Source organism: Companilactobacillus furfuricola (assembly GCF_003946325.1).
GTDB lineage: Bacteria > Bacillota > Bacilli > Lactobacillales > Lactobacillaceae > Companilactobacillus > Companilactobacillus furfuricola.
This window is the reverse complement of sequence record NZ_RHNT01000005.1, coordinates 38,555-52,571: the sequence shown is the minus strand read 5'-3', so window position 1 is coordinate 52,571 and position 14,017 is coordinate 38,555. Positions and strand designations below refer to the sequence as shown.

The following is a 14,017-nucleotide window of genomic DNA, read 5'->3' as shown; positions in this document are numbered from 1 at the left end:
ATCAGATAAGAATATTTCGATAATGATTTTAAGGTGTATCAATAACAGATGTAGTTTTTGTTTTTACTATTCAGAAGAGGATTGAGATAGATAAGTGCAATATAAAGTAATAAAAGGTGCCAACTTAATCTATATAAATCGGTAATAATCAAAATCCCACCACGATCCAAGTCACTCAAAGAACAAAACAATATTTCAACCAAAACAACAAACAACACCGTTATGTTCACAAAAAATAAACACATGTAGATAATGAATACACGAATGTATATTCATGAAAAATATTATTGTAATTTCCCTGAAAACGCTTTACAAATAATTGTGAATTCTGTAACATGTGTAATTGGGTGAGAGCAATGTTCACAATATGAATCCGGGGGGGAATTTCATTATGAATACTGTTTTATGGAGTTTGTTAACTCTAGCAGTCTCTCTACTAGCCTGTTATTTGATTTATTTGTTAAAGAATAAATCGAATTTCACATTTGCATCAGTAGTTGCACTGTTAGTGGGTCTTGTCATCGGTATAATTTTTAAGGGGCATACCGATTACGTTGCCGTTTTAGGTACTATCTATTCGCGAGTTCTTTCGATGATGGTAATACCTTTGCTATTGGTTTCATTGATCAAGAGCATTTACTCAATGAAAACAATGACAGAATTAAAGAGTATAGGTGCCAAATCAGTCTTTTGGCTTCTTTTCCAAACGATGTTAGCTGCGATCGTGGGGATGGCGTTAGCAGTTATCTCAGGAATTGGAAAGGAAGGTCACCTAAGTATTGTAGATGGCTATAAACCAACTTCTGTACCACCATTTACTCAAGTTTTAACAGATCTATTTTCGGATAATTTGTTCAAATCTATGGCCGATGGCAAAGTTATCCCAGTCGTATTTTTTGCGATTATCGTGGGTATTGCCGTGGTTAGCCTGTCATCGGAAAATGCAGGTTCTATGGATACGTTCAAAAAATTCATCGATCAATCTCATGCCATCGTGTATAAGATCATCGCTGTAATTATCAAGTTATTACCATACTCAGTTATCTTTTTGATGGCTGATACTATGGGAACTAGTGATTACAAAGCTCTCACACCGCTCGTTACGATCATTGTTTTGACATTTATCGGGTGCTTCTTCCACATTTACTTTACTGACACTCTTTTACTCAAATTTGTGGGGAAAACTTCACCGATCGCCTTTTTCAAAGCAATTGTGCCTGCTCAACTGATGGCCTTCTCTTCGAGAAGTAGTACAGGTACTCTGCCACTTTACGTTGAATGCTTGACGAAGAAGTCGCGCGTCCCAGAAAATATTGCTAACTTCGTTGGTTCGTTGGGAACGACAATGGGGATGTCAGGATGTGCTGGAATTTGGCCACCACTTCTATCTGTTTATGCCATTCAATCTATGGGTGGACACATCAGTTTGGCACAAGCTATCGTTATCATCGTCTTGTGCCCGATCATTTCATTTGGTACTGCGGGAGTACCAGGTGGAGGGATCATGCTAGCAACAGCCATGTTCGTTACTTTAGGGCTCCCAGTCGAGTTGATCAGTATTTTTGCCGGTATCGATGCTTTCGTCGATATGGCAAGAACTACTACTAACGTAACTAGTTCCATGGTTGCGGCTAAGTTAGTTACTAAGTCCGAGGAAAAGCGCAAAATTGCTGCTACAGCCTGATTTAGTGCAAGAGGAAGTTACCTTAGGGGGACTGAGGTAAGAAATAAAAAAGCTTGATAGTATCGCGTAAAAAAGCGATTCCATCAAGCTTTTTCTTTTTGCAATAAATTATTAATTATTGTGCTATATTTAAAATGTTGTTACGAGAGGGGATGCCATCACATGGAGATGATGATATCAACGTTTTTATTGATAATTGCGGCCGTTGTTAGTATTTTCATTGCACAAATTGTTCCCAAAATATCGGTCAACTATATCAGTATGATCGCGGGAGTAGTCCTTGTGCTGATCCCAGTTATTGACAATCACGTTAGTCAGTTCAACTCGGAAATTTTCATTGGTCTGATCGTAGCGCCGTTATTGTTCTTTGAAGGTCAAGAGACGCCACTTAACTCAGTCAGCAAAGAGTTGAAGCATATCATTCAAACTACCGTGATCTTAGTAGTAGTTTGTTTAATATTGTCTGGATTCGGAGTTTGGGCAATCGCTGGAGTCAGCTTGCCACTAGCTTTTATTATGGCTGCTGTCAGTACGCCTACCGATGCGACCGCTATGAGTTCTGTTACTAATGGTCTGAAAGTTCCCCAAAGTGAGGGGACATTTTTGAAGATGGAATCACTGTTCAATGATGCTACCGGGATTATTTTGTTGAACATGGCTATTTTGTGGTACGTTAACGGATATATCAATTATAGTGAGACTTTGATCGACTTTCTTCGTTCAGCGGTCGGTGGAGTAGTCTTTGGCTTTGCGGTTGCCTGGATTTTAGTTATCTTCAGACAAGTCTTGATGCGGACGTCGTTCAATTCATTAAACGCGCAAAGCTTTTTGTACATCTTAACGCCATTTTTACTCTACTATTGTTCAGAATTGATCCATGTTTCTGGTATTATAGCGGTCGTCTGTGCTGGACTCGTCCACAACGCTGAGGCGCAAAGAAGTCGTTTATTGAATGCTCGTCAAGTACACCTAAGTTTCGACTTAGTTTCAATGATAACCGAGTTGTTCAATAGCATTGTTTTCGTCGTTTTAGGTTACATGTTCGTCAAGATCGTAGTTTCCGAAGATTTTGAAAAATTGACTTTTAAATGGCTTTGGATCGGCATCACGATCTACTTGATCGGAATCTTCACTCGATATATTTACGCTCGGATGCGGCTTTCGATGAACAATTGCTCCGGCTGGATCTTCTCTTTATGAGGAGTCCATGGGGCCGTGACTTTAGCACTAGCTTATATTTTGGCTGAGTACAATATTCGCCCGTTAGACTTTAATTTAGTCTTAATGTCAGCCTGTACTTTGATCTTGTTAAGCTTGATCGTGCCTACAATTGCTTTCAAGTTCTTGCTGGAAAAAGACGTCGATGACGAAGATGCCGATCACGAAATGGATAAGATCAGGGTCGAAATGGTCAAAAAAGCACTAGCTTCAGTTGATAAAATGTACATGCCAGAACGAGTCAAGAAGTCGGTGAAATTTGACTTGATGTCCCAAAAACAACGGACGAAGATACGTGATTTTACTAAAGCTTGGCTCGATGTCGTTAAGCATCCTGAATTTTCTGGACCGGAAAAGGAACTAGAAATGCGTGCTTTTATGAACGCTTTTCAAATCGAGCGTGATTACTTGGATACCATCACGCAGCAAGAAGCGAAATATCAAAATTTCGTCTTAGAATTATACAATGAAGTCTTGTTAGCAGAAGCACTGATCGTTCAACCTAATACGGTAGAAGCCCAGCAAGAAGAGAAAATAGGCCAATAACAATTTTTGTCCTTTGACAAAGTGATGTATAATGAATTTAACTAGTTCAATGTTTCACATAATTTATGTGATTGGAGGTTTTTTCCATGGAGATCGAGCAGCTGATCAATTTACTTTATCGGTTAAAAATGGCTGATTTAAATATGACAGAGATTTTCAAAGGTCAAACGAATATCAATTTGACTCGCTACGTCTTATTGCTTTTTTTGCACCGCCATGGAAAAATGACCCAGACGGATATTCAAAGGGAACTCCAGATCAATGGGTCAGCTATCTCCCGTCACTTAAAGGGGCTGGAAAATAAGGGCTACGTCACACGGATCCGCAATCCTGAGAACAATCGGGAAGTGGTCGTTGAGCTGACACAGATGGCTAAAGAGACTGTTGGTAACTGTGGCCGTGAGCCAGGAAACAAAGTTTTAGTCGATAAATTCAACGATTCTTTTAGCCCAGAAGAGATCAAACAATTGTCAGAACTGTTATCGAAGCTAACAAAATTAGAGCTTTAAATTTAGTAATCAAGACCTGGTCGTTAATAATGATCAGGTTTTTTTATATGTCAAAAATGACGTAAAAATATTGTGAAATTATTTACAAACTATACCGTTTGCGTTATGCTTGACTTGTCAAATATTGATATATCATTTATCTAAATTACAAAATTTTGAGGAGATAGTTATTATGGATGCTACAGAAAAGAAATTAGTAAACAACGATTTTGCTGATATTATGTTGAACCGTCACTCATACAGAAAATTTAAGAAAGATGTGAAAATCTCCGACGAAGAGATCACGCAAATGTTGAAAGAGTCGCTCAGCGCACCATCCGCTTGCAACTTGCAATCATGGCATTTCGTAGTTTGCAACACGCCAGAGTCCAAGCAAAAAGCACGTGAAGTAATGATGCCATTCAACTACCCACAAGTCGACACAGCTTCGACCATCATCTTCGTAATGGGAGACATCCAATCCCACTACAAGTATCGTGACGTTTGGAACAAAGCCGCAGAAAACGGCCAGATCACCACAGAAGAAAGAGACAAAATCTTCAACACTTTCCTACCACTATACGAAAAAGCCGACCGCAACTTCCTAGAAAAAGACGCCACCTTAGACGGCAGCATGGTAGCCATGCAACTATTACTATTAGCCAGAGCTCACGGATACGAAGCCAACCCAATGTCAGGCTACTACTTCGACAAAGTAGTACCAGAATTCGGCCTAGATCCAGAAAGATACATCCCGATCACATCAATAGCAATCGGCGAACCAGACGAAAAATACACCAAATCAGTCCGCTACGACGTAAATGAAGTCACAGATTTTGCTTAATTAAATAAAATTAAAAAAATAAAAATAGGCGATGATAAATCCAAAGAAAAGGAATAATCATCGCCTTTTGCTGTTCAAAAAGTGGGACATATAAATTAATTAATAGTAGAATATCAACCGGAACAAAATACCAACCGATGAAAGGCACTATCAAGATAAAATAGATAGATAACTTGATCAAAATCTTAAGACTGAAAAGAAAGATAAGTACATCAAAACTAATCAAAACAATTTTGCAGAAAAAAACTAAGTACCGTATCCAACCCCCAAAAAAATTGATTGATACCACCTTAGGTTCTGTGGGGGGTGGAGGGAATTCGCTGTCAGCCATGAAATAAAGGAACGTAAGTGCTAACGCACTTGCGCAACTGGTTCTTGGTGGTGGCTACGCCACCGAACAACTAAGGAAGCCACAGCGCAATTCCCGGAATCCCCCACAGAACCGGCAATAAAACACTAACCAAAATACAACCTCAAATCAGCCGTAAACCAATCCAAAAATACCTTTTATCCATAAACTGTTCTACAATATAAATAAATAAAAACCAATGAAACAAAAAGGGAGCAAACAAAATACATGATCACATTAAAATCAGAACGAGAAATCGAAGGCATGCGTGAATCAGGAAAAGTCCTCGCTGGAGTTCACCTAGGATTGCGCGACATGATCAAACCAGGACTATCAGCCTACGACATCGAAGTATTTGCCAACGACTACATCTACGAACACGGAGCAACACCTTCAGAAAAAGGCTTTGAAGGCTACAAATACGCTACTTGTGTTGACGTCAACGATGAAGTTGCCCACGGAACACCGCGGAAGAACTTGATCTTAAAAGAAGGCGACATCGTGAAAGTTGACATGACCGTCAACAAAGATGGTTACGAAAGTGACTCATGTTGGAGTTACGCTGTCGGTGAAGTTAGCCAAGAAACTAAAGACTTAATGGATGTTACGAAAAAATCACTTTACTTAGGGATCGCCCAAAGTGTTGTCGGTAATCGCTTAGGCGACATCGGTTTTGCTATCCAGGACTTTACCGAAAACAAGCATGATTACGGTGACGTGCGTGACTTGATCGGACATGGTATCCAACCAACGATGCACGAAAAACCAGACGTTTTCCACTATGGTCAAAAAGGCAAGGGACTCCGTCTCAAAGCTGGCATGACGATCACCATTGAACCAATGATCAATGAAGGAACTTGGGGGATCAAGGATCATACTTTGAAGGACAAAAATGATCCATGGATCTATTACGTCTCAAAAGATGGCAGCTGGTCAGCTCAATATGAACACACTATTGCCATCACTGATGACGGTCCGAAGATCTTAACCTCACAAGATGCCTACGAGGATGCCAAAATGCTCGCTTGGGCACAACAATATATCAAAGATAATAATTATTAGAACTAGCAAAAAGCAGACAACAGTGTCTGCTTTTTTAGTATGTAAAATTTTAACCGTAGTAGTGTAATGGGAATAGTATTGATAATACTCCTAAAATAATTATGATTGTCCACCAATACTTAGCTAGAAAATCCCAGAAGTTCATTTTTCCATATCTTCTGACATAACGTTTTTTTCGTGGATCAAAGACAAACTACTCTGAATCTACTAAGGCATCGGTGTCTTTTCCTAAAATTAAGTTATCCAAACTGATATGGAAGGTGTCGGCCAACTTGATCAGATTATTCACATCAGGGGTTGATTCCCCAGACTCCCACTTAGAAATTGCTTGTCTAGTTACGAACAATTCCTTTGCGAGATCATCTTGAGTCAGGTTCAGTTCATTCCGGTATTTTTTTAAATTGTCCGATAGTTCACTCATTTCATTCTCTCCTTCGCATGTCTTTACCTTTAGATTCGTACATATCGCCGTTATATAAAAGCAAATCATTGACCCTATCTGACATCATGTAATAACAATTTGCGCAATTAAAAGTAACAATCTCACTCATAAAACTTTATATACCAAGCTATACATGGTTGCAAAAAAAGAGATAGTTCATCCTATCTCTTTGTACGATTATTATTTTTTGTCCCAAAGAAAATTGATCAACAGCTTGTCGACTTGCGGATTCTCATGCAGGCGGCTGTGTTGAGCATCTTGACCAACGATCTTTTCTTCACGATATGATTTAGCATGATTGCTGACGAGGTAGCGCAAAGATTTGGAAGAAGCATTGCTGACGCGACCATCAGAGTGACTACCATCATCTTTATCCCCATAAATATTTAGGACGGCAATACCATTGTAGGCGTCACTTTGACGAAGCGCCGTCAATTTCTCATAGGTTGGGTTAGTTTCAATCGGTAAGCCATTAGCTTTCAATTTCATTTCGTTAGGCTCATCGTCGACACCTAAGATCCCGTTGAAATGACCAGCAATATCGACTTGCTTTTGCAATTGAGGGAGCTTCTTATCACGATAGTTGTCTAGCACGTAGAACATAATGGCCATATTTCCCATTGAATGTCCGACGACGTTGAATTTCTTGATATGATAGGCCTCTTGAAGTTTGATAACGACATTTCGAGCCCATTTACCATCTTCGGCATAGTTGGAATTGCGGTTATTTTCAAAGCCAACTTCAACGATAGGATGTTTGTCATAAGAAGGGAAGACACCTTTCAAAGTCACGTCACCTTTGTTATTGACCAAGGCTTTGATAATAGTTTTAGCAGGGCCTGCTTTAACGGCTGCGTGTGCCATTTGATCTTCGGCGTTCGTGCTGCTGCCATAACCGTGGAAAAATAAAGTAGGGACGATCGTTGCTCCCTGCTTTTTAGAGACCTTGCTGACGTTAGAATTTGAACAGGCCGCAAAAGTAATGATCGAAGCGACAAACAATAAGAAAATTGAAATATTTTTCATCATTTTTATCATCTTTTTCATGAAAATATTGTCCTAGTTCTTTTCATTGAGCATACAACTTTTTTAAGTAAAAAGAACTTAAAAGGTTTCGAAAAATTCAGTCAATTTTAAATATAAATATATTTATATTTAGTGATATACTATCATTAAATCATAGGGGGGGATTTACACATGAAAAAATCATTAGTAGCACTAGTTTCTGTATCTTTGCTAGTTTTAGCAGGTTGTGGAGCTAATAACTCTAGTTCCAACAGTAGTAGTAGCTCCAGTTCGCAAACGTCCGTTAAAAAGGAAAATACGGATTACCAGAAGCTAAGTTCAAGCGATAAGAAAAAAATTAAATTTGACCTTACTTCGGTAAAGGATAAGGACGATAACAACTATGATGTTTCAATGACGATCAACAATAAGTCGAAGAAAAATGTTTCCTTCGATCCCACGCAATTCAGTCTATTAGTTGATGGCGTGCAACGGGCAACGTCTGATGAAGATGACAAGGTGACGGTAAAAGCTGTTCAACAGATCACTATCGACGAGTTGTTTGAAGACGTTTCAGCTGATGTCTTGAATGGCGAAAACATAACCGTCGAATACATCAATAAGAAAAATATCGTCGCAAAACCTAGTTTTAATATAACGACCGATTCAGCTAGCGATGAAACTGCTGAGACAACGAATAGTAGTAACGATAGCCAAGAAACTGCTGCTACTAGTTCGACGAACCAAGCACCACAAGACAATCGAGTCGTTAAACGGGCTGATCAAGCTGCTGACTTGTTTAGAAGAGCAACTGGTAGCTGGGGTGGATATATAGATGCCACAGAAACTAACGGTGGCTGGCAAATCAACGATACCGATAGTGGTGAAAGCATTGGATTCGTTTCATATGCCGGAGACACAACGGCAGACAGTAACGGAACAACTACCTATGATGAGATGTTACACGCTGAACAAAATGGTGGTCCTGTAAAACCATAAATATCCTGATATCAAAAAATTAGTACTAAATAATTTTTTCATGATATTATTTGGTTAAACAGGAGGGGATGACCATGAAAAAAACACTTTTAGCATTAACTGCAGCTTCGGTACTAGTTTTAACTGGTTGTGGCACCAATAATTCTAGTTCCAACAGCAGTAACTCAAGTCAGCAAAGCTCGACCCAAAAGCAGGATACAGTTGTCGAGTATCAAGATTTGAGTAAGAGCGATAAGAAACTAGTCAAATTTGATTTGTCCACGAGCAAAGACAATGATGATACTGATTACGATGTTTCGATGACTATCAAGAATAATACTAAAAAGGCGATTTCATTCGATCCCATGCAATTTAACTTGTTAGTTGCTGGCGTTCAAACTGCCACGTCTGATGAAGACGATAAGGTGACCGTCAAAGCAGGCCAACAAGCGACGATCGACGAATTGTTCGAAGATGTTACAGCAGACACGTTGAATAGTGGAAAGTTAACGGTTGAGTACATCGATAGTAAAAATATCGTGGCTAAACCAGCTTTTAACGTTGAGAAAACCACGAATAGTCAAAGCCAAACATCGACTGATAACTCGGCTGCAAGTACTGTTAACAGCGATACAACCAATGACGTTGATGACTAAGAAGGCTTGAACGTAGTTTTTTTAAAAGTGAGGCTAATTATTACCAGCAAATAAGTCATTATCGATCGTAACGGCGATATGAAATACTAAAAAACTAAATAATCATAGCAAAACAAGTAGGGATAACTCCTTACTTATTTTTTTATGGCTTCAGTAGATCAAAAGAGGTACGTACTAACAATTTCTTAGCATTAATAATTTTTATTTTCCAAAATCGATAAGTTTGAGTAAACTATAAATGAAAAGATAGACTTAGTTTTCAAAAGTTTTTCTTTGAATGAAAATGATTTTTTAAATTCATCTCCTGTTAATGAGGATAATTATGAATAATAAAATTTTGATCGGTATCAATTGGTTAGCAGGCGTACTATTTACCTTGGTATTGATTTTTGCTGGACTAATGCCGCAAGCATTTTTAAATCGAGAAGATTGGGTCCAGACGCCAGTATTGGTCATCGTGACCATTGGTTTGTTGATCATCATCAGTGGAATCCGCAAGGCTATTGCATTGATGTCTCCTAAAGTCTATCGCTGGACCTTGATAATTTTAGGGATTTTGATCGTTATCACGCAAGTCTGGGTTGCTTTTAATTTCGTTACTATTGCCCGTGCCGACTCATATTTTGTGCGGGAGCAAGCAATAGCTCTAGCTCAAGGAAGCCAAACTTGGGCCGATTATTTTAAAGTTTATCCAAATAACGTTAATACCGCTTTGTTTCAGGCTGCAATGATCAAGCCTTTTTTGAAGATTGGTATTTTAGATCCATGGATCTACTTGAATATCCTACGTTTTATTTGGATCGATACAGGATTAGTCGCAGGATTGTACATCTTAAAAAGCTGGAAAAAGTTGCGTCCGGTCGGGGCATTCTTTATGTTCACGTGGCTGATCAGTTTGCCAGTTTATAGTTATGGATTGTTTTCATACAACGACCCCTTGATCATGCCGGTAGTCTTGGATGTCCTAGCGCTAGGGATTAGCATCAAGAACAATAACGGCGTTATAAAATATATTAGTGCCTTGTTAGTAATGGTTTTAGTAGCTTTTTCGATTTTAATGAAGAGCAATCTGGTCGTCTTATGGATCGCTATTTTTATCATTTTAGTGCTTGCCACTATTTTGAAAAAAGTAGGCTGGAAACAAACAGTCTCTTGGTTAGTCGGCAGTTTAGCGATGACGGCTATGTTTTTCATGCTTGCTCATACAGCAGCTTCAAAAAGTGGATATGTCAAAGATCCCAACCAAGCCGTTCCTGTAACTAGTTGGATCTCAATGAGTTTTAATCCTGACAGGCAAGGGCAGTATAGTGGACAAGATTTTGATCAGATCCATGATGCAAAAACTGCCCAACAGAAAAAGCAGCTTGCTAACGATCGCTTGATCAACCGGATCAAGGAGCTCGGACCAGTTGGACTCTTGCTTCACTTTAATGAAAAACTCGGAGTCTTTCTTAGTCACGGTGATTTTGATGCTGTAAATTTGAATCGCCAGTGGGTCAAGGCGCCCTCGATTTACATGGGACATCAAACTTTTTCTCGTTTCTGGTCCTTACTAGTCTCGCAATGTTGGTATTTAGCCTTATTGTGTGGGGCTATCTGGCAATTGTTTAAGCAACGTCAAAACTTATTGACGATTGCTTTCTTGAGTTTGTTCATCTTAGGTTTGACTTCTTTTCACGTCTTTTTCTGGGAAGTCGAACCACGATACGCCTTGCCGATCTTTCCGATCATTGCTCTGTTAGGAACCTTAGGATGGTCGACGGCACCACAGTTTGCCTTGTCGACTTCTAAAAAAGTCGCTATCAGTGGGTTGATGGCGGCAGGAGTATTGTTTTGCACTTTGAGTGTCGTTCAGACAGTCTTCTATACTGAAACTGAACCACGTCCCATCAGTATGCAGGGGATAGGAAATTATTTTAATCGCCATTATTTGCAGATCAAACCGCGCGAAAAGTTCGAATTTAGTGTTCCATTACAAAAACATGCAGCTAATCACTTGGATCTGTACACCAAGTCAGATGGGATCGTTACAATAAATGTTCATGATGAAGCTAAGCATTTGATGAAGGTAACGGACAACGCTAAATCTATCCGACAGATCGACTATCCATTGACTAAATCGCAAGATCTTCACGTCTCGATCGCAAACGACGGCAAAAAATCGGTGAAATATTTGGCAGGACCGATGAGCTATTCAGCTGATTCAGGTAAAATTTTGCCATATCCAGAGCTGAATTTAAGATGGTATGCTCAACGTGTTCCTGATGATCCTGTTAAAACTATTGGAAAATCAGCTCCAAAATCATATAACGCTGCTACCATCGTTGTCGTCAATGCAGCTTTGTTCATGATCGTGATCCTGGTTGTAACTTGGTTTGAGCATCCAGATGTCGTCACTATTTTTACTCGTAAAAAATAAATATAAAGCTCTCAGAATATTTACCTGGGAGCTTTTTTTGGTTACAAAAAATTAGTTGTTCAATCCTGTCTAGAATGCATTATTAGAAAAAGTAATTCGCTTAAATCCATATTTATTTTCATGAAAACAAATGCAGTCATGCAGAGATTATTTAGTAGTATTTGCTTTTTATTCTGCTCTGATGACAGGCACCAGTCATGAGTGATATTTCTGTTTAACCATTTGAGTACAGGACCAGTAATTTTGGTATTGACCCAAACTCGCCCTGGTTATAGACTATGGGCAATCTAACTACTAGGTAATTTTCATGAATAGGTATCCGTTGGCTAAAGTTAGTGTCAATATGCTGGCGCAGTTGGTCTCTGAAAAAGATCGAATCAGTCTTAACCGGAATCTCATGTTTACTTTACCTAGTTAAATTAAGGGAGATGTAATGATGGTCGAAAACAATGCGAAATCCGCAACAAGTGAACTACAAAAAGATGTTGAGAAATTGAAAGCTTTGAAGTGGGTCGATCTGACCCATACTTTTGGACCTGATAGTCCAAGATTCCCAGCTTTTGCTAAGCCAAAATTTAAAACAACATTTACTCATGACGATGGCTTTTTCGTCAAAGAATATACTTTCCCTGGTCAATTCGGTACACACATCGATTCACCGATCCATTTTGACCCACATAGCGACGTTTATGTTGAGGATCTTGAACTCAAGGATCTAGTATTGCCTTTGATCGTCATCGATAATACTAAAGCAGTTGCCAAAAGTCCTGACGCCTCACTTTCTGTGGACGATATCAAGAACTGGGAAAAGACTCACGGCAAGATCCCTGCAGGTACATTTGTGGCTTTACGGACCGATTGGTCGAAGCGTTGGCCAAGTCAGGAAAAATTTGAGAATATCGATGAGCAAGGACAGGCACATTATCCAGGTTGGGATCTAGAAGCTCTTAAATTTCTCTATGAACAACGTGGAATCATTGCTAACGGTCATGAAACCTTTGATACTGATACGGCGGTTAAACAAGAAAATGGCCTTGTTGGTGAATATTACGTTTTAACGCACGACCACTATCAAGTTGAGTTGCTAGACAACCTAGATCTATTGCCCGCAACAGGTGCTGAGATCTTTATTTCGGTCGCAAAACCAGAAAATGCACCAGGATTTCCCGTGCGTGCTTTTGCAATTCTTCCTAAATAGAATTCTGTTTATAGCAAAACCCCTTGGTAATTTTTACGATTGCCAAGGGGTTTTTGAGTTCACTCCCATTTCAAAATGTATTTGGTAGATTTTCTACCGCCAATTTTTTCTATTTGGGATTTTTTCAAAAGTTTGTTCAAAGATCTTTCAATTATAATTTGACTATATTCAGGAATTAGTTTGAGTAAATCGCCTTTCTTCAAAGATCTTAATTTATTTTGGAGGTTTTGTAATGTCAATGTATCCACGGTGAATTTCTCAACATGGGGATGAGTTTTTGTCACTTCAACTAATCGAGTTGATGTATGATTTTCTGCACTCTTATAAGCACTATGTTGACTAATCAATTTGGATATTTCCATTATTTTTTTCATCATTTCAGGAGTGATCTCTAAATTGTTCAAAGTTGAATAATCGAATTTTTTCAACATCTTCATCTCTATTCTGAATCAATTTGACCTAAATGACAAAGAATAGAAGTACTGATGCAGAAAAAGTAACATTTAATAATTATATATCTAATGATGATGAATATAAATGAATGAATAAGTTTCTGAGGAACTGTCCTCGATCACATACGTTTATCGAAATTTAACATTTTCTCGAATTCGTTTCTAATCAAAAAATGATTCTGCCGAAAGTAGTATCGTGCTGTATGTATTTTGTGTAGCATTTTAACAATATTACGAATTACATAATGAATTCTATAAATTAAAAAAATATTATTGTTGCAATTATTTTATTGCGAAAGCGTGATGATATTAATTGCCATTTTATATTGCAAATTAATATGTTTTTAACAACTAAAAAAATGTTATGAGAGAATTTTTTGATAAATATTTTTGCTATATGTCAATAAATGAAAAATTATTTACTAATAAATGATATTAATTATAGATAAAACAATTAGTGAATGATAAAATTTGTATCAAACATCATAATTATTGGGTGTTTTAAATAATTAAAGAGGGAGGAGTTAAAAAATAATTAAAGAATTAGTTTCTTCACTTAGTTCATTAACAAGTCATAAAAAAGGAATGGGGGAGGTAAAAAATGAATTCATTGATTCAATTATCACCTTTTTTTTATATTGCTGCCGTATTCGTAATATTGATTTTTAAAAGATCC

General features: G+C 38.2%; 10 protein-coding genes and 2 pseudogenes. 9 read left to right on the top strand and 3 right to left on the bottom strand.

The window, feature by feature from the left end:
- Window positions 1-391: 391 nt before the first annotated feature.
- The 5 genes and pseudogenes from EKM78_RS03015 to map all read left to right on the top strand — a co-directional run bounded on the left by EKM78_RS03015 (window position 392) and on the right by map (window position 6,191).
- A complete protein-coding gene (locus EKM78_RS03015) occupies window positions 392-1,684 on the top strand; it encodes a dicarboxylate/amino acid:cation symporter (RefSeq protein ID WP_125769123.1) in 1,293 nt (430 codons plus the stop codon).
- A gap of 162 nt (window positions 1,685-1,846) precedes the next feature.
- Window positions 1,847-3,448: pseudogene (locus EKM78_RS03010) on the top strand (cation:proton antiporter).
- An 86-nt stretch (window positions 3,449-3,534) separates the two neighbouring features.
- Entirely contained in the window at window positions 3,535-3,957 is a 423-nt protein-coding gene (locus EKM78_RS03005) for a MarR family winged helix-turn-helix transcriptional regulator (RefSeq protein WP_125769120.1), read from the top strand.
- Window positions 3,958-4,129: 172 nt separating this feature from the next.
- Entirely contained in the window at window positions 4,130-4,780 is a 651-nt protein-coding gene (locus EKM78_RS03000) for a nitroreductase family protein (protein ID WP_125769117.1), read from the top strand.
- A 577-nt stretch (window positions 4,781-5,357) separates the two neighbouring features.
- The gene (gene map, locus EKM78_RS02995; RefSeq protein WP_125769114.1) at window positions 5,358-6,191 is read left to right on the top strand and encodes a type I methionyl aminopeptidase; all 834 of its coding nucleotides are present in this window, start codon (window positions 5,358-5,360) and stop codon (window positions 6,189-6,191) included.
- 49 nt (window positions 6,192-6,240) lie between these two features.
- Here map and EKM78_RS12945 read toward each other — a convergent pair.
- Together EKM78_RS12945 and EKM78_RS02985 are read right to left on the bottom strand one after the other, a co-directional pair.
- Window positions 6,241-6,612 (bottom strand): annotated as a pseudogene (locus EKM78_RS12945) (helix-turn-helix transcriptional regulator).
- Window positions 6,613-6,813: 201 nt separating this feature from the next.
- A complete protein-coding gene (locus EKM78_RS02985) occupies window positions 6,814-7,680 on the bottom strand; it encodes an alpha/beta hydrolase (RefSeq protein WP_245994750.1) in 867 nt (288 codons plus the stop codon).
- Window positions 7,681-7,830: 150 nt separating this feature from the next.
- Here EKM78_RS02985 and EKM78_RS02980 point away from each other — a divergent pair, with 150 nt between their 5' ends.
- The 4 genes from EKM78_RS02980 (at window position 7,831) to EKM78_RS02965 (ending at window position 12,889) form a co-directional block, all read left to right on the top strand.
- Complete coding sequence (locus EKM78_RS02980) at window positions 7,831-8,637, top strand: hypothetical protein (protein ID WP_125769112.1); 807 nt, start codon at window positions 7,831-7,833, stop codon at window positions 8,635-8,637.
- Between the two features lie 74 nt (window positions 8,638-8,711).
- Entirely contained in the window at window positions 8,712-9,272 is a 561-nt protein-coding gene (locus EKM78_RS02975; RefSeq protein ID WP_125769109.1) for a hypothetical protein, read from the top strand.
- A gap of 322 nt (window positions 9,273-9,594) precedes the next feature.
- Complete coding sequence (locus tag EKM78_RS02970) at window positions 9,595-11,691, top strand: hypothetical protein (protein ID WP_125769106.1); 2,097 nt, start codon at window positions 9,595-9,597, stop codon at window positions 11,689-11,691.
- 433 nt (window positions 11,692-12,124) lie between these two features.
- A complete protein-coding gene (locus EKM78_RS02965; protein ID WP_425453522.1) occupies window positions 12,125-12,889 on the top strand; it encodes a cyclase family protein in 765 nt (254 codons plus the stop codon).
- Between the two features lie 59 nt (window positions 12,890-12,948).
- On the opposite strand, the gene EKM78_RS02960 is transcribed toward EKM78_RS02965, so the two are convergent.
- Entirely contained in the window at window positions 12,949-13,317 is a 369-nt protein-coding gene (locus EKM78_RS02960) for a hypothetical protein (protein WP_125769103.1), read from the bottom strand.
- Window positions 13,318-14,017 lie beyond the last annotated feature (700 nt).

Bases quoted from the DNA above. Each gene is read 5' to 3' on its own strand.
- EKM78_RS02975 (WP_125769109.1), top strand. From the start codon at position 8,712: ATGAAAAAAACACTTTTAGCATTAACTGCAGCTTCGGTACTAGTTTTA.
- EKM78_RS02965 (WP_425453522.1), top strand. From the start codon at position 12,125: ATGATGGTCGAAAACAATGCGAAATCCGCAACAAGTGAACTACAAAAA.
- EKM78_RS02985 (WP_245994750.1), bottom strand. From the start codon at position 7,680: ATGAAAAAGATGATAAAAATGATGAAAAATATTTCAATTTTCTTATTG.
- EKM78_RS03015 (WP_125769123.1), top strand. From the start codon at position 392: ATGAATACTGTTTTATGGAGTTTGTTAACTCTAGCAGTCTCTCTACTA.
- EKM78_RS02970 (WP_125769106.1), top strand. From the start codon at position 9,595: ATGAATAATAAAATTTTGATCGGTATCAATTGGTTAGCAGGCGTACTA.
- EKM78_RS02980 (WP_125769112.1), top strand. From the start codon at position 7,831: ATGAAAAAATCATTAGTAGCACTAGTTTCTGTATCTTTGCTAGTTTTA.
- EKM78_RS03005 (WP_125769120.1), top strand. From the start codon at position 3,535: ATGGAGATCGAGCAGCTGATCAATTTACTTTATCGGTTAAAAATGGCT.
- EKM78_RS03000 (WP_125769117.1), top strand. From the start codon at position 4,130: ATGGATGCTACAGAAAAGAAATTAGTAAACAACGATTTTGCTGATATT.
- map (WP_125769114.1), top strand. From the start codon at position 5,358: ATGATCACATTAAAATCAGAACGAGAAATCGAAGGCATGCGTGAATCA.